The following is a 26,819-nucleotide window of genomic DNA, read 5'->3' as shown; positions in this document are numbered from 1 at the left end:
GTTTGAAAAAGAATACCGTTTCGACGAAGCCCGATCGCTCCGCGCGGTCGTTATCCGGAAGCGCGGCGGCGCTGAGCCCTGTTCGGACCTCGCCGCCTTGAAGCCTCCGACGGGCGGGCTGGATCAACGATCTCCAGTCCCGGACCGCGAGCCTGTCACAGCCCGCCTGCTGCTCGATCGACCCTCACATCACGTCGTATCTGTGGACCACGCCCGACCGGCACCAGAGACATGAGGTGGACCTCGAAGGCCCGCCGACAGAGCTTCCCGCTCGATCGCCCCCCGTCGCCGCATCGGTCGCTGGCCATGCGCCCTTTCCCGCGTCGAGGTGGAGCCATTATCCGTCAGGTCGGAAACCCTGCGGGGAATAAAGATTTAGGGCCGCGATATCAGCGGCTTGTCCGCCGCAGTGACGGGGACACGCACTCCAAACCCCTCTCTCTTTGAGAGAGGGAGGGGCCCGCCGCCGCAGGCGGTGGGAGGGTGAGTGGTTTCACCGCCGGCCGGCAAATCCAGAGCCGTTGAGCCAAAGGGTCCAGACTTCCACCCTCGGCGCAGCCGCCGACGCAGAACCGTCTTCGTCCGAACTCCGTCCTGGAAGACTGTAACCACTCACCCTCCCACCGCTTCGCGGCGGGTCCCTCCCTCTCTCAAAGAGAGAGGGTGTTTGTGGACGTGTCCCCGCCCATCCTGGCCCGGCCCTTGCTCCCTCGCGGGAAAGGAGCCGCCGCATGTCCCAAACCGCCACGATGTCCCAGAACGGCCTGTCGCGCGGCGGCGCCCTGGACCTGCTGCGGTTCGTGGCGGCGCTGTTCATCGTGCTCTATCATGTGGCCGAGCGGGCGCCGGTGTCGCTGTTCGCGATCCATCCGGCCTTCGGGCGCGGCTATCTGGCCACCGACTTCTTCCTGATGCTGTCGGGCTATGTCCTGGCCAAGACCTACGGGCCCCGCGTCCTGAGCCAGGGCGTCTCCACCGGCGAGTTCCTCAAGCGCCGGCTGCTGCGCATCTGGCCCGCCCACCTGGTCATGCTGGCGCTGTTCGTCGTCTTCGTCCTGGCCACCGGCGCGATCGGCCTGGCCCCGCAGAACCCGCAGTGGTTCCAATGGGACCAGCTGCTGCCGCAGGTCTTCCTGATGCAGGCCTGGTTCGTGCCCGGCCCGTCGGGATGGAACATGCCGACCTGGACCCTGTCGGCCCTGATCGTCTGCTACGCCGGCTTCCCGATGGCCTGGCGCGCGACCGCCAAGGTCCGTTCGCCCTGGACCACCCTGGCCGTCGGCGTCGCCCTGTTCCTCATCGTCGACCACGCCGCCAAGGCCGTGACGGGCATCCCCGCCCACCAGTTGCCGCTGCGCTTCGGCCTCGTCCGAGGAATCCCGCTGTTCGTGCTGGGCATGCTGATCGCCCGGATGCCGACGACGGTCGCGCCGCGTCTCGCTGACGCCCTGGCGCTCGCCGCCGGCGTCGGCGTGGTGGCCCTGCAGGTCGTCGGCCGGTTCGACCACGCCAGCCTGGCCCTGCTGGGCCTGCTGATCTGGGCCGCCGGTGCCTCGGGCGCCAAGGGGTGGGGCTGGGCCGGCCTGGCGGGCCGCCTGTCGTTCGCCCTGTTCCTAACCAACCAGCTGGTCGCCGTGGTCTGGTTCGGCCTGCTGCGCGCCGTCGAGGGCAAGCTGGGCGTTCAAGGACCGCTGCTGTGGGCCGCCTGGGCCATGGCCCTGCCCGCCTGCGTGATCGCCGCCTGGCTGTTCGAGCGCTTCGTCGACGCGCCGCTGCAGGTGTGGGTGAAGGGGTGGTCGCGCGCTCCCAATCGTCCGCTCATCCCGGCGAATGCCGGGACCCAGATCCCTTAGCTTTGGGTCTGATTGGAAAAGCTCAGCGCTCTTGGAGGTCAGCTCAGCGCCATTCCATCTGGGTCCCGGCATTCGCCGGGATGAGCGGATAGAAAATTACCCAATCAGCGCCTTGGCCGCCGCCCGGGCCGCCTCGGTGACCTCGGCCCCCGACAGCATCCGCGCGATCTCTTCCTGGCGCTGGGCCGGCGACAGCGGCTCCACCCGCGTGCGGGTCGAGGTGTCGTCGCCGGATTTGGCGATCCGCCAGTGGGCGTCGGCCCGGGCGGCGACCTGAGCCGAGTGGGTGACGACCAGCACCTGGGCGTTGGCGGCCAGGCGCTTGAGGCGCAGGCCCACCGCGTCGGCCACGGCGCCGCCGACGCCCTGGTCCACCTCGTCGAAGATCATCAGCGGCTGGGGCCCCTCGCGGCCCGCCAGGGCGGCCTTGAGCGCGAGGGCGAAGCGGGCCAGTTCGCCGCCCGAGGCGATGGCCTCCATCGGGCCGAACGGCGCGCCGGGATTGGTCGAGATCTCGAAGGCCACGCGGTCGGCGCCGGTGGGGCCGGCGCGGTCCTCGTCCAGCGGCTCGACGGCGACGCGGAACCGGGCCTTCTCCAGCTTCAGCGGCGCCAGCTCGGCCTCGACGGCGGCGGCCAAGCGGTCGCCGGCGGCGCGGCGCTCGGCCGACAGGGCCTGGGCGGCGTAGAGATAGGCGTCGCGGGCGTCAGCCGCCTCGCGCTCGGCCCCCAGCAGGGCCTCGCCCGAGGTCTCGATGGCCTGCAGCTTGGCGGCGAACTCGGCGCGCTTGTCGGGCAACAGCTCGACGGCGACATTCAGCTTGCGGGCCATGCCGCGCAGGGCGAACAGCCGCTCCTCGGCCTTCTCCAGGCGGTCGGGCTCGAATTCGAAGCTCTCGGCGGCGGCGTCGATGGCGGCGACGGCCTCCTGGGCCTCGACCAGGGCGCGGTCGACCGCCTCGCAGGCGGCGGCCAGGCGGCTGACGGCCGGACCGTCGGCGGGGGCGCCGGCCTGGATGGCGCGGTCGCGGGCCCGTTCCAGGGCGCGGAAGGCGCTGGCCAGCTTGCCCGAGAGGTTGTCGCCGCCCAGGGTCTCGGACGCGGCGGCGATGTCGGCCAGGGCCTTCTCGGCCGAGCCCAGCAGGGCCCGCTCCTCGGCCAGCTGCGTCTCCTCGCCCTCGCGCGGGTCCAGGCGGTCCAGCTCGGACAGGCGAAGCGTCAGTTCCTCGGTCTCGACGGCGGCGCGATCGGCCAAGTCGCGCAGGGCGGCGGCCTTCTCGCGGGCGGCGCGCCAGCCGCTCCAGGCCGAGGCGACGGCCCCGACGCCGACCGCCCCGAAGGCGTCCAGCAGGGTGCGATGGGTGCGCACGTCCAGCAGGCCGACGGTCTCGTGCTGGCCGTGCACCTCCAGCAGCAGCGCGCCCAGGTCCTTGAGCACGCCGACGCTGGTGGCCTGGTCGTTGACGAAGGCGCGCGAGCGGCCGTCGGGCGACAGCTGGCGGCGCAGGACCAGGTCCTCGTCGCGGGCGTAGTCCAGGCCCTTGTCGTCCAGATAGGCGAAGGCGGCGTGGTCGGCCGGCAGGGCGAAGATGGCCGTGGCGCTGGCGTGGCCCGCGGCCCCCCGTCGGACGAGTCCGGCGTCGGCCCGCGCGCCCGTGGCCAAGCCCAGGGCGTCCAGGATGATCGACTTGCCCGCCCCGGTCTCGCCGGTGAGCGCGGTCAAGCCCGGACCGATGGCCAGGTCCAGGCTTTCGATGAGCACGACGTCGCGGATGGAAAGGCCGATCAGCATGGTCGCCAGGATCGCCGGGAATCAGGGTTTTTCATAGAGGGCTTGTTCTTGGGACGTTCTCGCGGGCGCGGAGCGCCCTTTGGGGACGTTCTCACCGGTCGCGAGGGCCGTCCCGGAACGGAAAACGGGCCGATCCTTGAGGACCGGCCCGCTTGAACTCTACATCCCCAGGACGCCCATGATCCCGCCCTTCTTGGGCTTGGCGGGCGGCGTGGCGGGCGTGGCCGGCTTGGCGTCGGCCGCCGGAGCGGTTCCGTCCGCCGGCGGCGCGGCCGCGACGGGCGCGGCGGCGGCCGGCGGGGCCAGGGTGGTGTCCTTGTCGTGGATCAGGCGATCCAGCATGTTCTTCTTGTTGCCTGCCTTCAGCGGCTCGACGGCCGGCTTGAGGTTGTTGGCGGTCAGCAGCTTGTAGGCCTCGGCGTACCAGGGATCGCCCGGGAAGTTGTAGCCCAGCACCGCGCCGTTGCGCTTGGCCTCGTCCAGCAGGCCCAGGGTCAGGTAGCTCTCGACCAKACGGTAGAGGGCTTCGGGCGTGTGCGAGGTGGTCTGGTGGCGGTCGAYGACGGTCCGGAACCGGCCGATGGCGGCCAGGGTCTGGCCGTTCTTCAGGTAGTAGCGGCCGATCGTCATTTCCTTGCCGGCCAGCTGGTCGCTGACCATGTCGATCTTCAGGCGGGCGTCCTGGGCGTATTCCGAGTTAGGATAGCGCTGGACCACGTCGCGCAGCGCCGCCATGGCCTGCTCGGTGGCGGCCTGGTCGCGGTTCACGTCGACGATCTGCTCGAAGTAGCAGACGGCCTTCAGATAGTAGGCGTACGAGGCCGACGGGTTGCCCGGATACAGGCCGATGAATCGGTCGGCGTCCGAGATCGCCTCGCTGTACTGGTTGCCCATGTAGTGGGCGTAGCCGGTCATCAGGATCGAGCGGCGCGACCATTCCGAATAGGGGTGCTGGCGCTCGACCTCGCGGAAGTAGTCCACGGCCTCGTTCCAGTTGCCGCGGTCCAGGCGGTTGGCGCCGGTCGAATAGAGCAGCTCCACCGGGCGCTCTTCATAGGCCAGGGTCGGCTTCTTGCGCTTGCCCGCGCAAGCGGAGACCGACAGGGCGACCAGCACGGCGGTCGCGACCATGACGGCCTTGCGTCCCGAGAAATTACGAAGCACCGACTTTTCACCCTCGAAGCAAACGTGCGCCCCTGCGCCGTGCAAGGCTTCTACACCACGCCGATGCGGGCGCAAATGGAAGCCGAGCCGTGACCAGGGTACGCCCAAAGACGCATCCCCCCGGGAATCCGTCCAAACGCTACAGACATCGGCTTTTTGACCAAATCAGGTCGAAGGCCGACGCGTTCGTATCAGTTTGTCAGACGGCCTGCGCCAATTCCACCGAATGCGCGCGCACGCGCCAGGCGGCCGGGTTGGCGATCAGGGCCCGGACGATGGCGTTGTTCAGGCCGTGGCCCGCCAGCACGCCTTCGAAGCGGCCGATGATCGGCGCGCCCAGCACATAGAGGTCGCCCACCGCGTCCAGCGCCTTGTGGCGCACGAACTCGTCGGGACGGCGCAGGCCCTCGGGGTTCAGCACGCGGTCGCCGTCGATGACGACGGCGTTCTCCATCGTGCCGCCGCGGGCCAGGCCGATGGCGCGCAGGGCCTCGACGTCGCGGACGAAGCCGAAGGTGCGACAGTCGGCCAGTTCGGCGCGGAACGATTCTTCGTCGATGGCCAGGTCGACGCGCTGGCGGCCGATGGCCTTGCTGGCGAAGGCGATCTCGAAGGCCACCTCGAAGCGGTCGCTGGGCGACAGGCTGGCGGTCTTGTCGCCGTCCTCGACCGTGACGGTGTCGAGGATCTCGATGTAGCGGCGCGCGGCTTCCTGCTTGCGGCGGCCGGCGCGGTCGAGGATCTGCACGAAGGGCTCGGACGAGCCGTCCATGATCGGAACCTCGGGACCGTCCAGCTCGACCACGCAGTTGTCGATGGCCAGGGCGGCCAGGGCGGCCATCAGGTGCTCGATGGTCGAGACGCGCACGTCGGCGGCGTTGTTGATGACGGTGCCCAGCTGGGTCTGGCAGACGGCCTCGGGCGAGACCGGCACGCGGTTGTCGCGGTCGTGCACGTCGGTGCGCACGAAGACGATCCCGGCGTCGATCGCGGCCGGGCGCACGGCGACGCGCACGTGCGAGCCGGTGTGGAGGCCCACGCCCGCGAAAATCACCGGTCCGGCGACCGTATGCTGAAAATATGCCGAAGCCGACACTTGAAACCCTTACTACCAGCGGACGGTTCGTTGACCGCCTTCTCGCCCCACGTACCATTTAGGGACAATGCTGCGTCGCGGCAAAGCAAGTCCTGTTTCCGATTGTTACCTCCTTAGCGACTTGTTTTTCATGGCTTTTTTGGCCGATCGGCGGTCATTATTTTGTCGTATTGCGCAGCTTGCTCCGCGAGCGGCGCCGCGCCGGCGCAATCTTCCGCCCCCTGCCCTGGCCTAGGCGGCACGTCCTCGCTAGGCTCGGGCCGCTTTTCGGCGCCACCATCTCCCGGATCCCGTTTCAATGACCAAGACCTTGCGCATAGCCGCCTCCGCCCTCGCTCTGTCCCTGGCCGCCTTCGCCGTCGCGCCCGCCGCGCTGGCCGCCGAGACCGGTCGCGGCTTCACCGCCAAGGACATGGTGCAGCTGGAGCGGATCAGCGATCCGCGCGTGTCGCCGGACGGCCGCTTCGTGGTCTACAGCGTGCGGACCATGGACCTGCCGGCCAACAAGGCCGCGATGTCGCTGTGGATCGCCGACCTGAAGGCCAAGATGGCCCCGCGCCGGCTGGCCGTTTCGGAAGGCGGAGCCAGCAGCCCCCGTTGGTCGCCGGACGGCAAGGCGATCTACTTCGTCTCGGGACGGACGGGCGGCCTGGACCAGGTCTACCGCACCGACGCGGCCGGCGAGACCGCCGTCCAGGTGACCAAGGCCCCGTTCGACGTCGGCGCCTTCAAGATCGCGCCCGACGGCAAGACGATCGTCATCGCCCAGGCCGTGTTCCCCGACTGCGCCACCCTGGACTGCACCAAGGACAAGCTGGCCGCCAAGGGCGCGCAGAAGACCACCGGCGTGGTGTTCGACAAGCTGTTCATCCGCCACTGGGACCAGTGGAACGACGGCCTGCAGAACCACCTCTACGCCCTGAAGCTGGACGACCAGGGCCTGGCGACCGGCGAGCCCGTCGCCCTGATGAACGGCTTCAACGGCGACACGCCGACCAAGCCGTTCGGCGGCGACGAGGACTTCAACATCACGCCCGACGGCAAGTCGGTGGTGTTCTCGGCCAAGCCGGCCGACCGCGAGGAGGCCTGGAGCACGAACTACGACATCTGGCGCGTGCCGATCGACGGCTCGAAGCAGCCGACCAATGAAACGCCGCTCAACAAGGCCATGGATTCTCAGCCCAGCTTGTCGCCCGACGGCAAGACGGGCGCCCATCTGGCCATGAAGCGCCCCGGCTTCGAGGCCGATCGCATGGCGATCATGCTGAGCCCCGGCGACGTCGATAATCCCACCGTCGACTGGACGTATGTCGAGGTCGCGCCCAAATGGGACCGCTCGGCCCAATCCATCGCCTGGAGCCCCGACGGCAAGACGATCTACACGACCGCCGAGGACGTGGGCCAGACCAAGCTGTTCGCCATCGACGTCAAGTCCGGCAAGGTCACGGCCCTGACCGGCGAAGGCCATGTCAGCGCCTTCAGCGTAGGTCCGCAGTCAATCGTCTACGCCCAGGACAATCTGAAGGGCCCGGCCCAGCTCTACAGCCTGTCGACGGTCAAGAAGGGCGAAGCGCCGATCAAGCTGACGAACAACAATGCCCAGGCCCTGGCCGGCATCGCCATGGGTGACGCCGAGCAGTTCAGCTTCCCGGGCTGGAACGGCGAGACCGTGCACGGCTACCTGGTCAAGCCCGCCAACTTCGATCCGGCCAAGAAGTATCCGGTGGCCTTCCTGATCCACGGCGGGCCGCAGGGGTCGTTCGGCAACCTCTTCCACTACCGCTGGAACGCCCAGACCTACGCGGGCGCCGGCTACGCCGTGGTGATGATCGATTTCCACGGCTCGACCGGCTACGGCCAGGCCTTCACCGACGCCATCAGCCAGCACTGGGGCGACCGTCCGCTGGAGGACCTGCAGAAGGGCTGGGCCTTCGCCACGTCCAAGTACGGCTTCCTGGACAAGGACCGCGCCTGCGCCCTGGGCGGCTCGTACGGCGGCTTCATGATCAACTGGATCGCCAGCCAGTGGAAGGAGCCGTGGAAGTGCCTGGTCGACCACGACGGCATCTTCGACAGCCGCTTCATGGGCTACTCCACCGAGGAGCTGTGGTTCAGCGAGTGGGAGAACGGCGGCCCGCCCTTCCAGGCCGGCACGACCTATTCGAAGTTCAACCCGGCCGACCATGTCGACCAGTGGAGCGTGCCGACCCTGGTCGTCCAGGGCGGCCAGGATTTCCGCGTGCCGCTGGAAGAAGGCATCGGCACGTTCACCGCCCTGCAGCGCAAGGGCGTCCCCAGCAAGCTGCTGTATTTCCCGAACGAGAACCACTGGGTGCTGAAGGCCCAGAACTCGGTGCAGTGGCACGACGAAGTGCAGAAGTGGCTCGATCAGTGGACCAAGGGCGAGCCCGCCAAGTAATACGCTTATAAATTGCAGCCATTCGCCCCTTCCGTTAGTTTGACGACGGAAGGGGCGCTCATGTTCCACCTGTTTCGCGCGATCTCGAACCGGCTGACGCTGCATTCACGACTGGGGGGACGCTACGCGGAGGCCCGGATCCTGGCCGCCGAGCTGGACCTCGACCTCACCGAGATCGCCCTGCGCCACGGCAACCAGGGCTACGCCGAGGGCGGCACGGCCGAGGGCAACAGCMAGGCCGAGCAAGAAGAGAAGTTCAAGCGCCTGACCGAGGGCTTCAAGAGCCCCTATCCCAGCGAACAGATCGCCGCCGCCGTCGACCTGCGCAAATGGATGGTCCGCGACTACGGGCTGGAGCGGCTGAAGTGGTTCGTGCCGCAGCTGCGCGAGCGCTACGTCCAGGCCGTCGGCCCCAAGAACGTCAAGCTCGACCACCTGGTGTTCTGCGCCGAGGACGCCAGTCGCGACGAACTGGAGGCCGAGGCCCTGAGCCTGCTGGAGCGGCTGAAGCTGCTCTACACGCTGAGCAGCGAGCGCGAGGTGCTGACCGGCCGCATGCGGCGCTGGGCCCTGGGCCTGCTGTGCTGGTTGTTCCTGGCCCTGATGGTCACCCGGGTCCTGCCCAACATCACCCCGCCCGGCGCCCTTCGCGAGTCGGTGACGGTGATCTCGAACTTCTCGCTGATCGCCTTCGTCGGCGCGGCCGGCGCCATGGTCTCGGTGCTGCGACGGACGGAGTCGGCCATGGCCTCGGCCTCGTCCGAGATCGACCCCGTGCGCCAGGTCAGCGCGCTGAGCCAGGGCCTGACGGCGGTGTTCATCGCCGCCTTCGTGGGCATGTCGGTGTCGTTCGTGCTGGTGGCCTTCTTCGCCAGCGGCCTGGTGCAGAACGGCGACATCGTCGGCAAAGGGGCGGCGACGCTGTTCCCGCAGATCGTGCCCTGCCGCTACGACTGCCCGATCACCCTGGTCAATCGCGGCATGATGTTCGCGGCCGCCATCGACGCCGCCAAGATGATGGTCTGGGCCTTCATCGGCGGCTTCTCCGAACAGCTTGTGCCGGACGTGCTGGACCGGCTGACCAAGGCCGCGCGGCAGCCGAAGAAGCCGTCGGAAGCGGCTTAGATTGGGAAACCCCTCTCTCTTTGAGAGAGGGAGGGGCCCGCCGCCGCAGGCGGTGGAAGGGTGAGTGGTTTCACCGTCACCAGCAAACCCCGTTCTTTTTCGCTGTCGAATTGATCGAGAAGCAGCGCCCTCACCGACGAGAGCAAGAAGCAACCACCCTGCCCTGTCCGGACACGCTGTAACCACTCACCCTCCCACCGCTTCGCGGCGGGCCCCTCCCTCTCTCTAAGAGAGAGGGATTCTCGATCAGACCCGCCCCGTCGCCACGGCCCAGGTCAGGCGCAGGCGCTTTTCCAGTTCGCCCAGCTCCCGTCCGCCCGACTGGGCCTTCGCCAGGGCCGCCGGGGCGGCGGCGGGGAACGCGGCCAGCGGCAGGTCCTTGAGGGCCGTCCGCGCCTTGCCCAGGGCCGCCTCGACGCGGCGGCGCACGTCGCCCTGCGTCCAGTCGGCCGGCAGGCGCTGGACCCCTGCCCGCTTCAGCCGCCACAGGCCCGCCAGGCCATAGGCGCGGGCGGCCTCCTGCACGGCGTGGGGATCGGCCTTGGGGTCCAGCCGCCAGGCGGCCAGCATCATCACCGCCCCGGCCGTGGCGTCGAGATAGGCCAGGACCTGGGCCTCGGTCTCGAACGGCGCGGCGTCCAGGTCGGCCATGCGGGCCTCGGCCATCTCGGCCAGGGCGCTCAGGGGGTAGCCGGCGGCGGCCACGGCCTCGACCGTGGGGTGCTTGCGGGCGGGCTGGCCGGCGGCGATCTCGTCCATGGCCTCGCGCCACCAGGTCAAGCGGATCTCGCCCATCAGGGCGTTGCTGACCCCGCCGGCCACCCGGGCCAGCTCGTAGTTGAAGGCGTAGAGCGCGATCACATCGGCCCGGGCCTTGGGATCGGCGATGAAGCGGCTGGCCAGCCAGCGGTCKGGATCGACACGGCGCACCAGGGCGTCCAGGTCGGTGTCCGGCGCATTGTTGCGGTGGGCGATGTCCAAGGTCGTCATGGGCGCGGCTTATGCGCTGCATCGCCCAAAAGAAAAAGGCCCGCCGAACCGGCGGGCCTTTCCTTGGATGTCGTCATCCCGGCGAAGGCCGGGATCAGCCGAACAGCGTCTGGTACATCGTCATGCAGGCCAGCATCGGGATGCTGAGCAGCGTGTTGATGCGCGAGAACAGCATGGCCATCTTGGCGGCCTTGGCCTTGGTGTCCGCGTCGGCCTCGACGATGCCCAGGGCGCGCTTCTGGTTCGGCCAGATCACGCCCCAGACGTTGATGAACATGATCGTCGCCAGCCACATGCCCAGGCCGATGAACGTGAAGCCCATGTCGGTCCCGCGCTCGTAGCCGTTCCACAGGCCCAGGGTCGCGGCCTCGGCGAAGTAGCCGCGCGCCACGGCCAGGATCACGCCCATCACCCAGGTCGCCAGGGCGGCCCAGCGGAACCAGAACAGCGCCTCGGGCGCGATGTACTTGGAGACGGCCGGCTTCAGCTCGGCCGGGATCTGCGGCATGACGCGGATCTGGACGAAGTTGAAATAGTACAGCAGCCCGATCCACAGGATGCCGAAGAACACGTGCAGCAGGCGGAAGATCGCCTGGAAATAGGCCCCGTCGAAGCCCTGCGGGCTGTGGCCGAAGCCGAACACCACGACCAGCGCCAGGATGACGCTGACGATGATGGTGTTGCGGAAGTTGGAAAGAAGACTGGTCATGTCGTGGCCCCCTAATGCCCCTGCTTGCGCTCAGGTATAGGGCGCCGCGCAGAGTCGGCAAATAGACGGGCGGTTGGCCGTCTAGACCGCGATCAGGGCCGCCGCCATCCGCCGGCCTTCGCTGGCCAGGACGTTGTAGGTGCGGGCCGCCGCCTCGGTGCTCATGAACTCCAGGCCCACGCCCGCCGCCTTCAGGGCGTCGCGCACGGGACGCGGCGGCAGGGCGTTGACCAGGCCCACGCCCAGCAGCACGAACTCCACCGCCCCGCCCGCCGCGAAGACCTCGGCGAAGTCCTCGGGCGTCAGGTCGGCCAGGGTCGTGGCCGACCAGGTCCGCGGCTGATCGTCGAGGATCAGCAGCGAGCCCGGCCGCCAGTCGCCGGAGACGCGGAAGCCGCCGCCGCCCCAGGCGTCGATCGATGGCGGCTGGCGCAGCATCAGGGCCGGGTGCCGGCGCCGAGCTTGATCGGCGTGGCTTCCTCGTCGCCCCGCTTGACGCCCCAGACGAGGATCAGCGGCAGGGCGATGTAGATAGACGAATAGGTGCCGATGATGATGCCGAAGGTCATGGTGAAGACCAGCGGGAACAGCACCGGGCCGCCGAACACCATGGTGCCGCCCAGGGCCAGCAGCGCCGTCGAGCCGGTGATGATCGTCCGCGACAGACGCTCGTTCTCCGACAGGTCGATGATGTCGCGCAGCGGCGTGGTCTTGTACTTGCGCAGGTTCTCCTTGAGACGGTCGAAGGTGATGACCTTCTCGTTCATGGAGTAGCCGATCACCGTCAGCAGGGCGGCGATCGAGGTCATCGAGAACTCGATCTGCATCACCGACAAGAGGCCCAGCGTCAGGATGATGTCGTGGAACACGGCGATCACGGCGCCGACGCCGAACTGCCACTGGAAGCGGAACCAGATGTAGCCCAGCATCAGCAGCAGGGCGATGCCCAGGGCCTTGAAGCCCGAGCCCAGCAGTTCGCCCGACACCTTGGCGCCGATGACCGACGGGGCCGGCATGGTCATGGTCGGGAAGTGCGCGACCAGCTTCTGCTTGATCTCGGCGGCCTCGGCGTTGGCGTCCTGGCCGGCTTCCGGGAGGAAGCGGATCATGGCGGAGTTGGGCGAGCCGAAGCCCTGGACCTGGGCGTCGTGGACGCCGATATGGCCCAGTTCGTTACGCAGTTCGGCCAGCGGAATGGGCGTGGGCATGCGCGCTTCCATGGCGATGCCGCCCTTGAAGTCGATGCCCAGGTTCAGGCCCTGGGTGAAGAACGACACGCACGAGCCGGCGATCAGCAGGGCCGAGATCGCGGCGGCGATCGGGGCCCACTTCACGAAGCGGAAGTGGGTCTCGCGGGGGATCAGGCGGATGAGGGGCCAAGCCATGAGGATAACCTAAGCGATCGGCAGCTTCTTCGGCTTGGCGGCCTTGAACCACCAGCCGATGAGCACTTKAGTGATGATGATGGCGGTGAACACCGAGGTGAACACGCCGATCGACAGGGTCCAGGCGAAGCCCTTGATGGGGCCCGAGCCGAACCCGAACATGATCGCCGCGGAGATCAGGCTGGTGATGTTGGCGTCCATGATCGAGACCATGGCCCGTCGGAAGCCGGTGTCGGCCGCCGACATCGGCGACCTCCCGGCCGCCGCCTCGTCCCGCATCCGTTCGTAGATCAGCACGTTGGCGTCGACCGCGACGGCGAGCGTCAGGATCAGGCCGGCGATGCCGGGGAACGTCAGGGTGGCCTGGGTCATCGACATGATGCCGATGATCAGCAGCACGTTCACGATCAGGGCCAGGGCGGCGAAGATCCCGAACAGGCCGTAGGCCAGGATGATGAAGACGAACATCGCCGCCGCGCCGATGGCCAGCGAGATGGCGCCGGCCTTGACGGCGTCGGCGCCCAGTTCGGCCCCCACGGTGCGCTGCTCTTCCAGGTTCAGCTTGGCGGGCAGAGCGCCCGAGCGCAGCAGCAGGGCCAGCTCGGCGGCGCTTTCCGGCGTGAAGTTGCCGGTGATGATGCCCGAACCGCCCGGCAGGGGCTGGTTGATGCGCGGGTCGGAGATGTACTTGCCGTCCAGGACGATGGCGAAGCGCTTGCCGACGTTGCGGGTGGTGGCGTCGCCGAACTTGCGTGCGCCCGAGCCGCCGAAGCGGAAGGCGACCACGGCCTGGCCGCTCTGGTTGTCGAACTCCTGGTTCGCCGTCACCAGGTCCTCGCCGGTCACCAGGGCGCGCTTGGCGACCGGGATCGGCGGGGCGCCGGGCTGGGTGCCCGGGATGACCACGACGCCGGGCGGGATGCGGCCGGCGATCATGTCGTCCTGCGTCACCGTCTCGTCGACCATCTGGAAGGTCAGCTTGGCGGTCTGGCCGATCACGGCCTGCAGGCGGGCCGGGTCGCTTTCGCCGGCCGCCTGGATGACGATCCGGTTGCTGCCCTGACGGGTGATGGTGGGTTCCTTGGTGCCCAGGGCGTCGATCCGGCGGCGGATCGTCTCGATGGACTGGTCCACGGCCTTGGCGGCGTCGGCCTTGGCGGCCTCCGGCACGAAGCTCAGCTCCAACCGGCCGTCGCCCTTGTTGGTCACCGTGGTGTCGCGGCCGCCGATGGCGCCGGCCAGCGGCCCGCCGATCTGGCGGCGCAGCAGGCTGACCGCCTGGTCCACCTTGCCCGGATCGGTGATGCGGACCCGCACGATCCCGCCGGATTCACCCAGCTCGCCGAACTCGATCTGGTCGTTGCGCAGCGTGGTGCGGACGTCCTCGACCATGTTGGTCAGGCGTTCCTTGCGCAGCGCGTCGGTGTCGACCTCGTACAGCAGGTACGACCCGCCTTGCAGGTCGAGGCCCAGGTTCAGCTTCTGGTGGGGAACCCAGCCGGGAAGCGCGTCGAGCGTCTTCTGCGGCAGCAGGTTCGGCAGGGTGAAGACGATGCCGAAAATCACCGACAGGATGACGGCGGTGACTTTCCAGCGGGAGAGGGTCAGCATGGATTACAGGCTCTGGACGACGCCTTTCGGCGCCTCTTGGTCAGCGCGAAAGGGTGATCAGCTCTTGGGATCGTTGGCCGGGGCCGGTTCGCCCTTGGCGCGGATCTCGGCGATCATGCTCTTGACCACCTTCACGGTCACGCCCTGGGCGATCTCGACGCCGACCTCGGCCTCCTCGACCCGGACGACCTTGCCCAGCATGCCGTTCGACAGCACGACGTTGTCGCCGCGCTTGACGGCGGCGATGGCCGCGGCGTGCTGCTTGGCGCGCTGTTGCTGCGGGCGGATCAGCATGAAGTAGAAGAGCACGACCATCAGGATGATGGGCGCGATCTGGATCAGTTGGGCTTGCAGTCCACCGGACATGTCGTCTCCAAAAAGTCTAGCTGGCGTCCCCGCACACATGGGGGCCCCGCCAAGTCGGCGGAAGCTATGCGTTCACCTCCTCTTTTGCAATGACGCCGCACTGGGGTTAGAGGGCAACACATGACCGACGCCGCCCTCCCCCTGCTCGCCCGCATCGCCGACGCCTTGGAGCGCCTGGCTCCGGCCCCTCCGGCCGCCCCCGCCTTMGACGGCGGACGGCTGTTCCGGCACGATCCGAAGAGCGGTAGCTTCGTACCGGCCCCGGACTATCCGATGGCCCTGGACCTGCTGGTGGGCGTGGATCGGCAGAAGGACCGCTTCGTCGAGAATCTCCGCCGCTTCGCCGTCGGCCTGCCCTGCAACCACGTGCTGCTGTGGGGCGTGCGCGGCACGGGCAAGAGCTCGCTGACCAAGTCGGCCTTCATGGTGCTGGCCGGCGAGCACCCGACCCTGAAGCTGGTCGAGGTCGATCGCGACGAGGTCACCGCCCTGCCCGACCTGTTCGACGCCCTGCGCACGCGCGCCGAGCGCTTCGTGGTGCTGTGCGACGACCTGTCGTTCGAGGACGGGGCGGCGGCCGCCAAGGCCCTGAAGTCCGCCCTGGAGGGCGGCGTGGCCGGCCCGCCCGAGAACGTGCTGTTCGTGGCCACCTCGAACCGCCGCCACCTGATGCCGCGCGACCACGTCGAGACCCAGGGCGCCATCGCCGCCGCCGAGAACGCCGAGGAGGAGATGAGCGTCTCCGACCGCTTCGGCCTGTGGATCGGCTTCCCGCCCATGGACCAGCCCACCTATCTGGCGGCGATCCACGCCTATGCCGACCGTTTCGGCCTGGAGGTCGAGAACCTGGAGCGCCGGGCCCTGCAATGGTCGCAGTTGCGCGGCGCCCGCTCGGGCCGCGTGGCGTATCAGTTCATCCGTGACCTGGCCGGGGAACTGGGCGTACACTTGCCCGCGTAAAACCGCTTCGGAGGCCCAGATGGGCAAGCCCTGGTTTCGCGTGAAGCGCTACGGTTTCGGCGCTGGACTCCCCTGCAGCTGGGAAGGCTGGGCCCTGGTGATCGGCTTCCTCGCCGTCGTGATCGCCAGCGCCATCGCCTTCAGCGAGCGCGACCTGAACCTGCATCTCGGCATCGTCCTGGCCTCGACGGCGATCGTGCTCGTCGTCAGCTGGCGCAAGAGCGACGGGCCGTGGAAGTGGCGCTGGGGACAGGACTAGTCCTGGCGTCGCCAGCCTAGCCGGACGTCGATCCCGCCGACGGCGAACAAGGTCCTTACCGCTTCACGCGCGACATCGCTTCCGACGACCTGGTCGGGACGGAAGTCCCCTTCCTGTCCACCGCAGTTGAGCAGGATCGACGGCCCCGCCTCTGGCGCGCCGGCGGCATGCAGGTTCCAGAGCTCGTCGTCGGCGTCCTGGTAGAAGACGACGTAGCGGCCCGCGCCGCCGCCCACGCACAGCGTGTCGCCCGCTTCACCGTTCAAGGTCAGCAGCGTGTGCCGCCTGGCGTCCAGGTCGCTTAGCGCGGCCTCGACCTGCTCCCAGGACGGCCGGTCGGCGTCGCGCGAACCGCAACGAACGCCATCCCATACGTCCAGGCTCAGGCCCAGAACCGGCATCGGACTATTTCGGCAACACCAGACCCGGATCGACCGGACGCGCCTTGTCCTTCGGGGTGGGCGCGTAGCGGACCTCGAAGTGCAGTTGCGGCTCGGTGACGCCGCCGGTCTGGCCGACCGCGCCCAGGGTGGCGCCCTGGGCCACTTGCTGGCGCATCTTGACCTCGGTGGTCGACAGGTGGGCGTAGGCCGTAACCCAGCCGTCGGCGTGCTTGACCAGCACCAGGTTGCCGAAGCCCGGCACCTGGTTGCCMGCATAGACCACCTCGCCCGCCGCGGCGGCGCGCACCGGCGTGCCCTGGGGCGCGCGGATGTTGACGCCGTCGTTGCGCTGGCCGGTGCCCTTGGGGCCGAAGTCCGAGATCGTCTCGCCCTGGATCGGCCACACGAAGCGGCCGCGGCCGGCGGCGGTGATCTCGGCCTCGGTCGGCGGCGGGCTGGAGCCGATGATCTGGCCCGACGACGGCGGCGGCGTCACCGGCTGGGCCGAGACCGGACCGCTGGGCGTGCGCGGATAGTTGGTGGTCGGCGGCGGCGTGTAGGGACGCGGCGTCGTCGGCAGCGGGGCCGGCGTGGTGTCCGCCGGCGGGGTGTAGCTGGGCGACGGCGTGGTCGGGCGCGGCGCGGCCGGGGTCGTCGTCACCGTGGTCTTCAGCGGGCCCTTGTCCTTGTAGCCGGACGGCAGGCGGATCTTCTGGCCCTTCTTCAGCGTGGCCGAGACCTTGAGGTTGTTCTCTTCGGCCAGGGCCGCCGGCTTGACGTTGAAGCGCTTGGCGATGTTGGTCAGGGTGTCGCCGCTGTTGGCGACATAGGCCTTGGCCGTGGTCTCCGGGCCCTTCAGCTTCTGGCCGGGGTGGATCGTGTACGGGGCCTTGAGCTTGTTGTCCTTGACCAGGTCCTCGCGGGTGGTGTCCAGGCCGCGGGCGATGGCGTCGATCGCGTCGCCCGACTTGACGGTGTAGATGCGGCGCGGACCGGCCACCTCGACCACCGAACCGGTGACGCTGACCGTCGTGGTCGTGACCGGACGGGCGGCGGGCGCCTCGGCCTCTTCTTCGACCGGACGCTGGGGTGGCCGCTCTGCCGGGCGCTCGGGACGCCAGCCGGCGTCGGCGCTGGGCGCCGGGGCGCGGCCGGGCGTCGAGCCGATCGGCGGCAGGCCGCCGGACGAAGACGGGCTGGACGCCGGCGCGGCCTGCATGACCGTGGTCTTGCTGGGACCCTTGTCCTTGTAGCCGTCCGGCAGGCGCAGCTTCTGGCCCTTCTTGATCGAAGAGCCGGTGCTCAGGTCGTTCTCCTCGGCCAGGGCKGCCGCCGAGACCGAGAAACGCTTGGCGATGGCGAACATCGTGTCGCCGGTCTGGACCACATAGGCCTTGGCGTCCTTGGAGTCCGGCCCCTGCAGCACCTGGCCCGGATGGATCCGGTACGGCGACTTCAGGTCATTGTCCTTGGCCAGCTGGGCGCGGCTGGTGCCCAGGTTGCGGGCGATGGCGTCAATGTTGTCGCCGGCCTTGACCTTGTAGGTCTTGGGCGGGCCGGCGATCGTCACGACCGGGCCGCCGACGGTGGTGACCACCACGGGGCGCGGCGCGGGCGCGGGGGGCGGCGCGACGGGCGCGCTCTGCGCCGGCGCGCTCTGGGCAGGCGGCCGCCAGGCGGGCTGCTGGGCGTCGGGCGACGACTGAGCGGGCGCGAGTGACTGGCTGGAGACGCCGACATTGCCCGCCGGCGCGGAGAAGCTGGGTGCGGGCTCGTCAGGCGGGGTCGAGGGGCCTTCGGGCTGCTGGTCGGCGACCGGCGCCTTGACGACCGGGAAGTTCGGCGTCGCCGCCTCACCCCGGATCGGGTACTGCGCGCCGCCCGTGCTTTCGCAGGCCGCGAGGGTTCCAGCCGTCAGGGCGATCACCGCCGCGCGCGTCCACAACTGCCTCATAGCCTCTCCTTTGCCTCGCGAGGCTCCAGACGCCGTCACGAGGGTAAACCAACCATTAAACATCTCGCGTCGCTTCCGGAACCCGGACCCGCCGCCCCGCTATTCGCGGGCGACGCCATCCAGGATCGGGACGAAACGCACGTCGCACAGGACTTCAACGGTGAAGCCCCCCTTTCCGTCGCCGGCGTAGCGACGGAGGCTCTGCACCGGCCCCTTCCCCACCGGCGCGACGAGCACGCCCTGGGGCTTGAGCTGCGAAAGCAGAGTTTCCGGCTCATCCTGCGCCGCAGCGGTGACCAGAATGCGGTCAAACGGCGCCTGTTTGGGCCAGCCTTCCCATCCGTCCCCGAATTTCGTGATGACGTTGGTCAGGCCCAGCACCGCGAAGCGCGCCTCGGCCTCCTTCATCAGGGTCCGGTAGCGCTCGATCGTGTAGACTAGGCGCGAGACGCGGCTGAGGACGGCGGTCTGGTAGCCCGAGCCCGTGCCGATCTCCAGCACCCGGCAGCGCGGCTCCAGGGTCAGGGCCTGGGTCATCAGGCCGACGATGAACGGCTGGCTGATCGTCTGGCCGCATGCGATCGGCAGGGCCGAGTCCTCCCACGACCGTTCCTTGAACAAGTCGGGCGTGAACAGGTCGCGCGGGGTCTTCTCGATGGCGCTCAGCACCGCCGGATCGGTGACGCCCTGGGCGCGCAGGGCGGCCATCAGCGCCTTCAGGCGGGCCTCGGGCGTATCGCTCCTGGCCTGGGCCATCACGCTGCCGGCTCCAGCTTCGGGGGGGCGCCGCCCAGCACGCCCTTCATGGCGGCCACGGTCTGGTTGTGCGTCAGGTCGATGTGCAGCGGGGTGACCGAGATGCGCCCCTCGTAGACGGCCTTCAGATCGGTGCCCTCCGCCGGCGTGGACGGCTTGAGCACGAAGCCGGTCCAATAGTAGTCGCGACCCCGCAGGTCGGTCCGCTTCTCCATGCTCCGCATGTGCGAGTCGCGGAAGCCCTGGCGGGTCACTTCCACCTGGGTGACGCTTTCCGGGGCAAGCGCCGGGAAGTTGACGTTCATGATGACGTCCTTCGGCCAACCGATCTCCAGCAGCCGTCGGACGATGCCCGGCCCGAAGTGCTCGGCGGTCTCCCAGTGGGCGACGACCTCGTCGTGGAAATAGGTCATGGCCTGGGACAGGGCGATCGAGGGAATCCCAAGGGCCATGCCCTCGATGGCGCCGGCCACCGTGCCCGACAGGGTGACGTCCTCGGCCAGGTTCTGGCCGCGGTTGACGCCCGACAGCACCAGGTCGGGCGCGGGGCCCTCAATCAGTTGCTGGACGGCCATGGCCACGCAGTCGGTCGGCGTGCCCTCGACCGCGAAGCGGCGCGGGTCGATGCGGCGCACGCGGATCGGGTCCGACAGGGTCAGGGCCCGGCCGGCGCCCGACTGCTCGTACTCCGGGGCCACGATCCAGATGTCGTCCGACAGGGCCCGGGCGATGCGCTCCAGGCTCTCGAGGCCGGGGGCGTGGATGCCGTCGTCGTTGGTGAGGAGGATCCTCATTCTAAAACCCGCTCATCCCGGCGAATGCCGGGACCCAGATCCTAGGGCGGGGTCGATGACTGGAAAAACTCAGCGCTGATGGCGACAACCCAAACAGCCATTCCATCTGGATCCCGGCATTCGCCGGGATGAGCGGGGTCATTGCGCCCCCCCGATGTGGGTCACGCCGCCCATATAGGGCACAAGCACGGTCGGGACGGTGATGCGGCCCGTCTCGTCCTGGTAGTTCTCCAGCACGGCCACCAGGGTGCGGCCCACGGCCAGGCCCGAGCCGTTCAGGGTGTGGACGTAGTGCGTACCCTTCTCGCCGGTCTTCTTCCAGCGCGCGTCCATGCGGCGGGCCTGGAAGTCGCCGCAGTTCGAGCACGAGCTGATCTCGCGGTAGGTGTTCTGCGACGGCAGCCAGACTTCCAGGTCGTAGGTCTTCTTGGCGCCGAAGCCCATGTCGCCGGTGCACAGCAGCACGGTGCGGAACGGCAGCTCCAGGGCCTTCAGCACGGCCTCGGCGCATTCGACCATGCGCTCGTGCTCGGCTTCGGACTGTTCCGGCGTGGTGATCGAGACCAGCTCGACCTTCTGGAACTGGTGCTGGCGGATCATGCCGCGCGTGTCGCGGCCGCTGGCGCCGGCTTCCGAACGGAAGCAGTGGGTCAGGGCGGTCAGGCGCAGCGGCAGCTCGGCCTCGTCGGTGATCTGCTCGCGCACGAGGTTGGTCAACGAGACCTCGGCGGTGGGGATCAGCCAGTGGTCGCCCGTGGTGCGGAACAGGTCCTCGGCGAACTTCGGCAGCTGGCCCGTGCCGAACAGGGCCTCGTCCTTGACCAGCACCGGCGGGCTGATCTCGGCGTAGCCGTTCTGGACGGTCTGGAGGTCCAGCATGAACTGGCCCAGGGCGCGCTCCAGGCGGGCGACCTGGTTCTTCAGCACCACGAAGCGCGCGCCGCTCATGCGGGCGGCGGCCTCGAAGTCCATGCCGCCCAGGGCCGCGCCCAGGTCGACGTGGTCCTTGGGATTGTTCAGGCGGCCGGCCGGCAGCTTGGCGGCGTCGCCCCAGCGGCGGACCTCGACATTGCCCGCCTCGTCCTCGCCCTTGGGCACCTCGGGCGCGGGGATGTTGGGCAGGCTGGCCAGCAGGTCCTTCAGCCGGGTCGCGACCAGGGTCTCTTCCTCGCCGGCCGTGGCCATGACGCCCTTCAGCGTCTCGACCTCGGCCATCAGGCGCGCGGCTTCGGCCTCGTCCTTCTTGGCCTTGGCCTGGCCGATCAGCTTGGAGCTCTCGTTGCGCTTGGCCTGGGCTTCCTGCAGGGCGGTCTGGGCCGCGCGCAGCTGGGCGTCCAGCTTGACCGCCTCGGCGGCCGCGCCCGATCGGCCCTTCGCCGACCAGACGGCGTCGAAGGCTTCGGGATTGTCGCGGATGGCCTTGATGTCGTGCATCGGAACGCTCGAGGGAGAAGTCGTTAAGAACGGACCTCTCTAAGGCGCGTCGGCGGGGGCGCCAACCTTTTCGGGAGCCGCCGCGCCGCCATCGCGCGCCCATCAACCGACCGTGATCGCGCCACGCTCATTTTGGGGCTCGACGCCTTCGTCACGTCCAGGCATAGATTCCGCAGGTAAGAACATTCCAAAGTCATTTTCAGGCGTGGCGAGATGTCGCGGCCGAAAATGCATGGATAACGGCGATTAATGCCGTTCCTCCATGGCCTATTAATCCCAGGATGAAAAACAGCGCGCCGCTTAACTCGCTCGTGTTTGTTTTCGGAAGTCCTGGAGCCTCCCCATGAAGAAGATCGCTATTCTGGCCGCTGTTGCCGCCGTGTCGGCCATCGCCGTTCCCGCCAGCGCCGCCCAACTGGTTCGTATCTCGCTGGCCGGCAAGTCGGCCGCCCAGATCGACGCGGAGATCCGCGCCGCCGCCCAAAGCGTCTGCACCGACCGCAAGGCCGTCGCCTCGGCCGATTGCGTCAGCGGCACGATCAGCGACGCCAACCGCCAGCTGGCCGCCCTCTCGAAGGACCGCGCCACCAAGACCGTCGCCCGTCGCGAAGACCTGACCGTCGTCCGCGTCTCGCTGAAGGGCAAGTCGGCCGAGCAGATCAACGCCGACATCAAGGTGGCCGCCGAAACGGTCTGCAAGGCCACCAACGGTTCGCACAGTCTGGCCGACTACCGCGCCTGCGTCGGCTACGCCGTCCGCTCGGCCAAGGCCCAGCTGCAGGCCGCCGCCGTCGCGAGCCGCCAGGACGCGTAAGCGCCTGATCCCCTTCCCTCTCCCCTTGCGGGAGAGGGTGGCCCACGAAGTGGGTCGGGTGAGGGGTTGAAGAACAGAAACGCCGCGACAAGCCTCAAGGCCGGTCGCGGCGTTTTCCGTTTGAGAGACCCCTCATCCGGCGGCTTCGCCGCCACCTTCTCCCGCGAGGGGAGAAGGATCAGGCCCCTAGACCGCGACCACGTCCTTGGTCTGCTCGCGCTCGTCCTTGGCCTTGCGGCGCTCGATCAGCCACACGCACCAGATCGAGATCTCGTAGAGCAGGCACATCGGGATCGCTAAAGTCATCTGGCTGATCGGATCGGGCGGGGTCAGGATGGCGGCGGCGATGAACACGCCGACGATGGCGTAGCGGCGACCGTCGCGCAGCAGCTTGCTGGACACGATGCCCGCCATGCCCAGCAGCGAGACCACCACCGGCAGCTGGAAGCACAGGCCGAACGCCAGCAGCAGGGTCGTCACCAGGGTCAGATAGTCGCTGACCTTGGGCAGCAGCTGGATCGAGATGCCGGCCGTGCTGATCTGCTGGCTCAGCGAGAACCACAGCACGAACGGCAGCATCACGTAATAGACCAGGGCCGCGCCCAGGAAGAACATCACCGGCGAGGCGATCAGGAACGGCAGGAAGGCGTGGCGCTCGTTCTTGTAGAGCCCCGGAGCCACGAACCGGTAGAGCTGGAAGGCCAGCACCGGGAAGGTCAGGACCACCGCCCCGAACCCGGCCAGCTTCAGCTTGGTGAAGAAGAACTCGAGCGCCGCGGTGTAGACCAGGCCCAGGGCCTTGGTGTCGGTCGCCGGGATGTCCTTCAGGCCCAGCAGGGCCAGCAGCAGGTCGAACGGGCCGTGGTGACCGCCGGCGTGCTGGGCGGCCAGCAGCTTCTGGGCCACGGTGAACGGCTCGACCAGGAACAGGAAGATCCGGTCGGCGAAGGCGAAGCAGACGCCGAAACCGATGAACAGGGCGACCACGCAGATGATCAGCCGCATGCGCAGCTCGATCAGGTGATCCATCAGCGGCGCGCGCGAGGCTTCGATCTCGTCTTCCGGATCGTGTCCGATGGCGTTGGTCACGAGGTGATGTCCGAATTGGTGTCGCCGGCCCCAGGGGCTGTCTTGGCTACCCGCTTGCGGGCGGGCTTGGTCGGGGCCGGGACCGATAGGTCGCCCTTGGCCGCGCGCTTGGCGGGCGACTTGGAGACGATTTCCGTCGCCTTGGGCTTGGCCGGGGCGCGGGGCTTGCGGGCGGGCTTGTCGACGATCTCGACCGTCGGGGCCGGGGTTTCGACCGTGGCCGTCAGCGGCTGGTAGGCGTCGTGCGGCGAGACCTTGACCGCGCCGCTGTTGAGGCTGGCGTCGATGTCGGCGAACACCTGGTCGACGCCGACGTCGGAGGCCTGGGTCGCGGCGGCCTGCATCGGGTCGGTGTAGCGCCCCTCGCGCATGGCCTGGACCTCGCGGCGCAGCTCGTCGAGCTCCGACTGGCGGGCCATCTCGTCGAAGCTGGCGCGGAATTCGTTGGCCATGCCGCGGATCTTGCCGACGAACTGGCCGAGCTTGCGCAGCAGGACGGGCAGGTCCTTGGGACCGACCACGATCAGGGCGACCGCGGCGATGACCAGGAGTTCCGTTCCGCCGATATCAGGAAGCATGGACGCGCCTTAGAGCGAGCGGCCAGGCCAGGCTCGCGGAGTGAAACGACGGTCGCGCGCGCCCTCCCCTCGGAGGCCGCGGCGCGACGAATCTCCTACGACTTGCGCAGGTCTTCCTTCTCGGCGTCGGTGCGCGGCAGCGCGCCGGTGGCCTTGTTGGCGGCGACTTCGTCGGACGGATCGTCCTTCAGGCCGTCCTTGAAGGCTTTGATGCCCTTGGCCGCGTCGCCCATGATGCCGGACAGCTTGCCGCGCCCGCCAAACAGCAGGGCCACGACCGCGATCACGATCACCCAGTGGATCCAGCTCATGCTACCCATGACGACGATGCTCCTTGCGACAGCGCGCCCATTAGCCGCTGCGGCGTGTCGTTACAATATCTCTGACAATATAGGCGGTCGCGAGGCGGTGGGCAAAGCGTCGCCGCTCGATAAGCCGCCGCCTGCGACGATGTGTAAAGCCCCTATCGGTTTTCCAGGTCCCCCAGGAAATCCTGAGCGAATTCCGGGGCCTCGTCGCCGTCCTCCAGCGGGTCCTCGTCCTCGCCGGGCCGCAGCCCCATCGGGTCGGGCACGGTGAAGCCCGGCGGCAGGTCCAGGGCCAGCAGGCCGGCGGCGCGCATCTCGGCGATTCCCGGCAGATCGCCCAGCGTCGCCAGGCCGTAGTGCTCCAGGAAGGCGTCGGTGGTGCCGAAGGTCACGGGGCGGCCCGGCGTGCGGCGGCGGCCGCGCATCTTGACCAGGCCCAGTTCCAGCAGCACGTCCAGCGTGCCCCGGCTGGCCTGGACCCCGCGCACGGCCTCGATCTCGGCCCGGGTGACGGGCTGGTGGTAGGCGATGATCGCCAGGGTCTCCTGGGCGGCCTTGGACAGGCGGCGCGGCTCCTCGCGCTCCTCGGTCATCAGGAACGAGAGGTCCGTCGCCGTCTGGAACCGCCAGCGGCCAGCCACCTGGACCAGCTCGATGCCCCGTCCGGCGTAGCGCGCCTCCAGGTCGGCCAGGCCCGCGCCGATGTCGGCCCCCTCGGGCAGGCGCTTGGCCAGGTCCTCGGCGCTCAGCGGCTCGGCCGCCGCGAACAACAGGGCCTCGATGCAGCGTTCGGTGAAGAGCGGGTCTTGGGTCGTCAAGCGATCGGCTCCAGCGGCTCGGCCCGCGTGCGCAGGTAGATGTCCGAGAAGTGCTCCATCTGCCGGGCCTCCAGGATGCCCTCCTTCACCAGCTCCAGGCTGGCCGACAGGGTCGAGGCCAGGTAGCTAGCGGGGCTGGGCCCCTCGGGGTCCTCCTCCCAGCGACCGACGGGCGCCACGCCCGACAGGGTGGTCCAGTCCTTCATCTCGGGCAGCAGGTCGCGCAGGCGGTCGCGGGCGTCCTCCAGCGGATAGGCCTGGGGCGGACGCGGGGCGTAATGCCGGCCGTGCTCGCGCTTACGCTGGGTGATGTAGGCGGTCATCAGCGCGTAGAGGTCGCCCTCGAAGCGGGTCGAGGAGACGATCTTCACCGCCTCGGGATCGCCGCGCATGAAGACGTCGCGCTTGAGGATGGGCTGCTCCTTCAGGGCCTCGACGGCCTTGCGCATCACGTCCAGCTTGGCCAGGCGGAAGGCCAGCTGGGCGGCCATCTCCTCGGCGGGCGGCTCCTCGGCCTTGGGCCGCTCGGGCTTGGGCAGCAGCAGGCGCGACTTGAGGTAGGCCAGCCAGGCGGCCATGACGAGATAGTCGGCGGCCAGCGAGAACCGCACCCGGCGGGCCTGCTGGACGAAGGCCAGGTACTGCTCGGCCAGGCGGGTGATCGACAGCTGCAGCAGGTCGACCTTCTGGCTGCGCGCCAGGGCCAGCAGGACGTGCAGCGGGCCTTCGTAGCCGTCGATGTCGATGACCAGCGCGGCGCCGTCCTCGGCCGCCTCGTTGGCCGCTTCGAAGTCGAGCGTGGGCTGGAAGCCCGTGCTCACGCAAAGCGTCCGTCAAAGGCGGCGTCGAACCGGGCGCGGGCCTCGGCGACGTCGAAGGGCTCGGGGACCTTGACCAAGCGCCCCATGACCGCCTGCACCCGGCGCTTGGCCTCGCGCGACAGCTTGCCGACGCCCGACATCACGGCCTTCATCTCCGCCATGTCGCCGTTGCAGTGCAGGACCACGTCGCAGCCGGCGGCCAGGCTGTCCTTGGCCCGCTGCCTGAAGTCGCCCGACAGCGCCTTCATCGACAGGTCGTCGCTCATCAGAAGTCCGTCGAAGCCTATGGATTCGCGGATGATCTTCTTGATGGCCTTACGCGAGGTGGTGGCCGGGCGGTTGCGGTCGATGGCCGTGTAGACGACGTGGGCCGTCATCGCCATCGGCATGTCCGACAGCACGCGGAACGGCGCGAAGTCGCGGGCGTCCAGCTCGGCCAGCTTGGCCTTCACCACCGGCAGCTCCAGGTGGCTGTCGGCCATGGCGCGGCCGTGGCCGGGGATGTGCTTGATGATCGGCAGGACGCCGCCGGCCAGCAGGCCCTCGGCCGCCGCGCGGCCCAGGGTGGCCACCTGCTCGGGCGTGTCGCCATAGGCGCGGTCGCCGATGATCTCGTGACCCTGGGGATCGGGCACGTCCAGCACCGGCACGCAGTCGACATTGATCCCGAGGCTCAACAGGTCGTGGGCGATCAGGCGGGCGCCCAGGCGGGTGACCTCGCGGGCCACCAGCGGGTCGTTGGCCACCAGTTCGCCGTAGGCGCGGCCGGGCGGGTACTTCTTCCAGTGCGGCTCGCCCAGGCGGGCGACGCGGCCGCCCTCCTGGTCGATCAGGATCGGGGCGTCGGGACGCCCCACCGTCTCGCGCAGCGCCGCCGTCAGGGCCCGGACCTGGTTCGGGTCGGCGATGTTGCGCTTGAACAGGATGAAGCCCCACGGCTTCACGTCCCGGAAGAACGCGGCCTCTTCCGCCGTCAGGGTGGTCCCGGCGCAGCCGAGGATGGCGGCGGAGATGCTGGCCATGCGCCCTGCCCTCTTATTTCACGAAGCAGGATTTGCCGGCGGCGGTCAGGGCGTCGCAGAAGGCCTTGGCCTCGGCGCGGCTGGCGAAACCGGTGACGGCGGTGCGGTAGAGCGTCGTGCCGTTCTTGTCGATCGCCTCGACCCGCTTGCCCTTGCCCGCGGCCATGCCCGGCGCGATGCGGGCGGCGTCGGACCAGGCCTTGTCGGCCAGGGCGGTCGAGGACAGGGCGCCGATMTGCACGCTGGACGGACCGCCGGCCGAGGCGGCGGGGGCCGGGGCGGCGGCGGCGGGCTTGGTCGCGGCGGGCGCCGTCGCGGCG

General features: G+C 69.0%; 27 protein-coding genes. 6 read left to right on the top strand and 21 right to left on the bottom strand.

From position 1 onward, the window contains the following. Positions 1 to 731 precede the first annotated feature (731 nt). Positions 732 to 1,853, top strand: a complete 1,122-nt coding sequence (locus tag AC1U89_RS23695) for an acyltransferase family protein (RefSeq protein ID WP_479902080.1) — start codon at positions 732 to 734, stop codon at positions 1,851 to 1,853. Between the two features lie 96 nt (positions 1,854 to 1,949). On the opposite strand, the gene recN is transcribed toward AC1U89_RS23695, so the two are convergent. From recN to lpxC, 3 genes are all read right to left on the bottom strand, one after another. After that, positions 1,950 to 3,644, bottom strand: coding sequence for a DNA repair protein RecN (gene recN, locus AC1U89_RS23690; protein WP_479902079.1), 1,695 nt, complete (start codon positions 3,642 to 3,644; stop codon positions 1,950 to 1,952). A gap of 159 nt (positions 3,645 to 3,803) precedes the next feature. Next, positions 3,804 to 4,775, bottom strand: a complete 972-nt coding sequence (locus AC1U89_RS23685; RefSeq protein ID WP_479902078.1) for an outer membrane protein assembly factor BamD — start codon at positions 4,773 to 4,775, stop codon at positions 3,804 to 3,806. A 232-nt stretch (positions 4,776 to 5,007) separates the two neighbouring features. After that, entirely contained in the window at positions 5,008 to 5,904 is an 897-nt protein-coding gene (lpxC, locus tag AC1U89_RS23680) for a UDP-3-O-acyl-N-acetylglucosamine deacetylase (RefSeq protein WP_479902077.1), read from the bottom strand. Between the two features lie 298 nt (positions 5,905 to 6,202). Here lpxC and AC1U89_RS23675 point away from each other — a divergent pair, with 298 nt between their 5' ends. Together AC1U89_RS23675 and AC1U89_RS23670 are read left to right on the top strand one after the other, a co-directional pair. Continuing rightward, positions 6,203 to 8,323, top strand: coding sequence for a prolyl oligopeptidase family serine peptidase (locus AC1U89_RS23675; RefSeq protein ID WP_479902076.1), 2,121 nt, complete (start codon positions 6,203 to 6,205; stop codon positions 8,321 to 8,323). 60 nt (positions 8,324 to 8,383) lie between these two features. Then, a complete protein-coding gene (locus tag AC1U89_RS23670) occupies positions 8,384 to 9,448 on the top strand; it encodes a hypothetical protein (RefSeq protein WP_479902075.1) in 1,065 nt (354 codons plus the stop codon). Positions 9,449 to 9,694: 246 nt separating this feature from the next. Here AC1U89_RS23670 and AC1U89_RS23665 read toward each other — a convergent pair whose 3' ends face one another. The 6 genes from AC1U89_RS23665 to yajC form a co-directional block, all read right to left on the bottom strand. Further along, entirely contained in the window at positions 9,695 to 10,438 is a 744-nt protein-coding gene (locus tag AC1U89_RS23665) for a squalene/phytoene synthase family protein (RefSeq protein WP_479902074.1), read from the bottom strand. 94 nt (positions 10,439 to 10,532) lie between these two features. Then, positions 10,533 to 11,147 carry a urate hydroxylase PuuD gene (locus tag AC1U89_RS23660; RefSeq protein ID WP_029916518.1) on the bottom strand — a complete coding sequence of 205 codons (615 nt, stop codon included), beginning with the start codon at positions 11,145 to 11,147 and terminating at the stop codon, positions 10,533 to 10,535. Between the two features lie 81 nt (positions 11,148 to 11,228). Beyond that, positions 11,229 to 11,582: an Mth938-like domain-containing protein gene (locus tag AC1U89_RS23655; protein WP_479902081.1), complete on the bottom strand. Its 354-nt coding sequence runs from the start codon at positions 11,580 to 11,582 to the stop codon at positions 11,229 to 11,231. 2 nt (positions 11,583 to 11,584) lie between these two features. After that, positions 11,585 to 12,532, bottom strand: a complete 948-nt coding sequence (gene secF / locus AC1U89_RS23650) for a protein translocase subunit SecF (RefSeq protein WP_479902073.1) — start codon at positions 12,530 to 12,532, stop codon at positions 11,585 to 11,587. A gap of 9 nt (positions 12,533 to 12,541) precedes the next feature. Then, positions 12,542 to 14,143 carry a protein translocase subunit SecD gene (gene secD, locus AC1U89_RS23645; protein WP_479902072.1) on the bottom strand — a complete coding sequence of 534 codons (1,602 nt, stop codon included), beginning with the start codon at positions 14,141 to 14,143 and terminating at the stop codon, positions 12,542 to 12,544. A gap of 57 nt (positions 14,144 to 14,200) precedes the next feature. Next, positions 14,201 to 14,509 carry a preprotein translocase subunit YajC gene (yajC, locus tag AC1U89_RS23640; protein ID WP_479902071.1) on the bottom strand — a complete coding sequence of 103 codons (309 nt, stop codon included), beginning with the start codon at positions 14,507 to 14,509 and terminating at the stop codon, positions 14,201 to 14,203. Positions 14,510 to 14,629: 120 nt separating this feature from the next. Between yajC and AC1U89_RS23635 the strand changes: the two genes are divergently transcribed. Both AC1U89_RS23635 and AC1U89_RS23630 read left to right on the top strand, forming a co-directional pair. Next, positions 14,630 to 15,469, top strand: a complete 840-nt coding sequence (locus tag AC1U89_RS23635; protein WP_479902070.1) for an ATP-binding protein — start codon at positions 14,630 to 14,632, stop codon at positions 15,467 to 15,469. Positions 15,470 to 15,488: 19 nt separating this feature from the next. Continuing rightward, complete coding sequence (locus AC1U89_RS23630; protein WP_479902069.1) at positions 15,489 to 15,728, top strand: hypothetical protein; 240 nt, start codon at positions 15,489 to 15,491, stop codon at positions 15,726 to 15,728. Here the strand turns inward: AC1U89_RS23630 and AC1U89_RS23625 are convergent. The 5 genes from AC1U89_RS23625 to serS all read right to left on the bottom strand — a co-directional run bounded on the left by AC1U89_RS23625 (position 15,725) and on the right by serS (position 21,049). Continuing rightward, positions 15,725 to 16,129: an Imm1 family immunity protein gene (locus AC1U89_RS23625; RefSeq protein WP_479902068.1), complete on the bottom strand. Its 405-nt coding sequence runs from the start codon at positions 16,127 to 16,129 to the stop codon at positions 15,725 to 15,727. The genes AC1U89_RS23630 and AC1U89_RS23625 overlap by 4 nt on opposite strands. Before the next feature lie 4 nt (positions 16,130 to 16,133). After that, positions 16,134 to 18,065: a cell division endopeptidase DipM gene (gene dipM / locus AC1U89_RS23620; protein ID WP_479902067.1), complete on the bottom strand. Its 1,932-nt coding sequence runs from the start codon at positions 18,063 to 18,065 to the stop codon at positions 16,134 to 16,136. Between the two features lie 99 nt (positions 18,066 to 18,164). Beyond that, a complete protein-coding gene (locus AC1U89_RS23615; protein ID WP_479902066.1) occupies positions 18,165 to 18,821 on the bottom strand; it encodes a protein-L-isoaspartate(D-aspartate) O-methyltransferase in 657 nt (218 codons plus the stop codon). Then, positions 18,821 to 19,615: a 5'/3'-nucleotidase SurE gene (surE, locus tag AC1U89_RS23610; RefSeq protein WP_479902065.1), complete on the bottom strand. Its 795-nt coding sequence runs from the start codon at positions 19,613 to 19,615 to the stop codon at positions 18,821 to 18,823. Before surE ends, AC1U89_RS23615 begins: the two co-directional genes overlap by 1 nt. Before the next feature lie 138 nt (positions 19,616 to 19,753). Beyond that, positions 19,754 to 21,049, bottom strand: a complete 1,296-nt coding sequence (gene serS, locus AC1U89_RS23605; RefSeq protein WP_479902064.1) for a serine--tRNA ligase — start codon at positions 21,047 to 21,049, stop codon at positions 19,754 to 19,756. A gap of 343 nt (positions 21,050 to 21,392) precedes the next feature. Between serS and AC1U89_RS23600 the strand changes: the two genes are divergently transcribed. Further along, positions 21,393 to 21,863 carry a hypothetical protein gene (locus tag AC1U89_RS23600; protein WP_479902063.1) on the top strand — a complete coding sequence of 157 codons (471 nt, stop codon included), beginning with the start codon at positions 21,393 to 21,395 and terminating at the stop codon, positions 21,861 to 21,863. A gap of 186 nt (positions 21,864 to 22,049) precedes the next feature. On the opposite strand, the gene tatC is transcribed toward AC1U89_RS23600, so the two are convergent. The 7 genes from tatC to AC1U89_RS23565 form a co-directional block, all read right to left on the bottom strand. Then, entirely contained in the window at positions 22,050 to 22,952 is a 903-nt protein-coding gene (gene tatC, locus AC1U89_RS23595) for a twin-arginine translocase subunit TatC (RefSeq protein ID WP_479902062.1), read from the bottom strand. Next, positions 22,949 to 23,530, bottom strand: a complete 582-nt coding sequence (gene tatB / locus AC1U89_RS23590) for a Sec-independent protein translocase protein TatB (protein WP_479902061.1) — start codon at positions 23,528 to 23,530, stop codon at positions 22,949 to 22,951. Before tatB ends, tatC begins: the two co-directional genes overlap by 4 nt. A 95-nt stretch (positions 23,531 to 23,625) precedes the next feature. Next, positions 23,626 to 23,850, bottom strand: a complete 225-nt coding sequence (locus AC1U89_RS23585) for a twin-arginine translocase TatA/TatE family subunit (RefSeq protein ID WP_029916543.1) — start codon at positions 23,848 to 23,850, stop codon at positions 23,626 to 23,628. Positions 23,851 to 23,993: 143 nt separating this feature from the next. Beyond that, on the bottom strand, positions 23,994 to 24,656 hold the full coding sequence (gene scpB / locus AC1U89_RS23580) for an SMC-Scp complex subunit ScpB (RefSeq protein WP_479902060.1): 663 nt from the start codon (positions 24,654 to 24,656) through the stop codon (positions 23,994 to 23,996). After that, positions 24,653 to 25,477: a segregation and condensation protein A gene (locus AC1U89_RS23575; RefSeq protein ID WP_479902059.1), complete on the bottom strand. Its 825-nt coding sequence runs from the start codon at positions 25,475 to 25,477 to the stop codon at positions 24,653 to 24,655. Before AC1U89_RS23575 ends, scpB begins: the two co-directional genes overlap by 4 nt. After that, on the bottom strand, positions 25,474 to 26,499 hold the full coding sequence (gene nagZ, locus AC1U89_RS23570; RefSeq protein ID WP_479902058.1) for a beta-N-acetylhexosaminidase: 1,026 nt from the start codon (positions 26,497 to 26,499) through the stop codon (positions 25,474 to 25,476). Before nagZ ends, AC1U89_RS23575 begins: the two co-directional genes overlap by 4 nt. A gap of 13 nt (positions 26,500 to 26,512) precedes the next feature. Continuing rightward, positions 26,513 to 26,819, bottom strand: a 307-nt coding sequence (locus tag AC1U89_RS23565) for an SPOR domain-containing protein (RefSeq protein ID WP_479902057.1), incomplete at its 5' end; no start/stop codon positions are given.

The organism is Caulobacter sp. 05T431, assembly GCF_056665975.1.
Note: the sequence above shows the minus strand (reverse complement) of the source record. Positions and strands in the feature narration are given on the sequence as shown.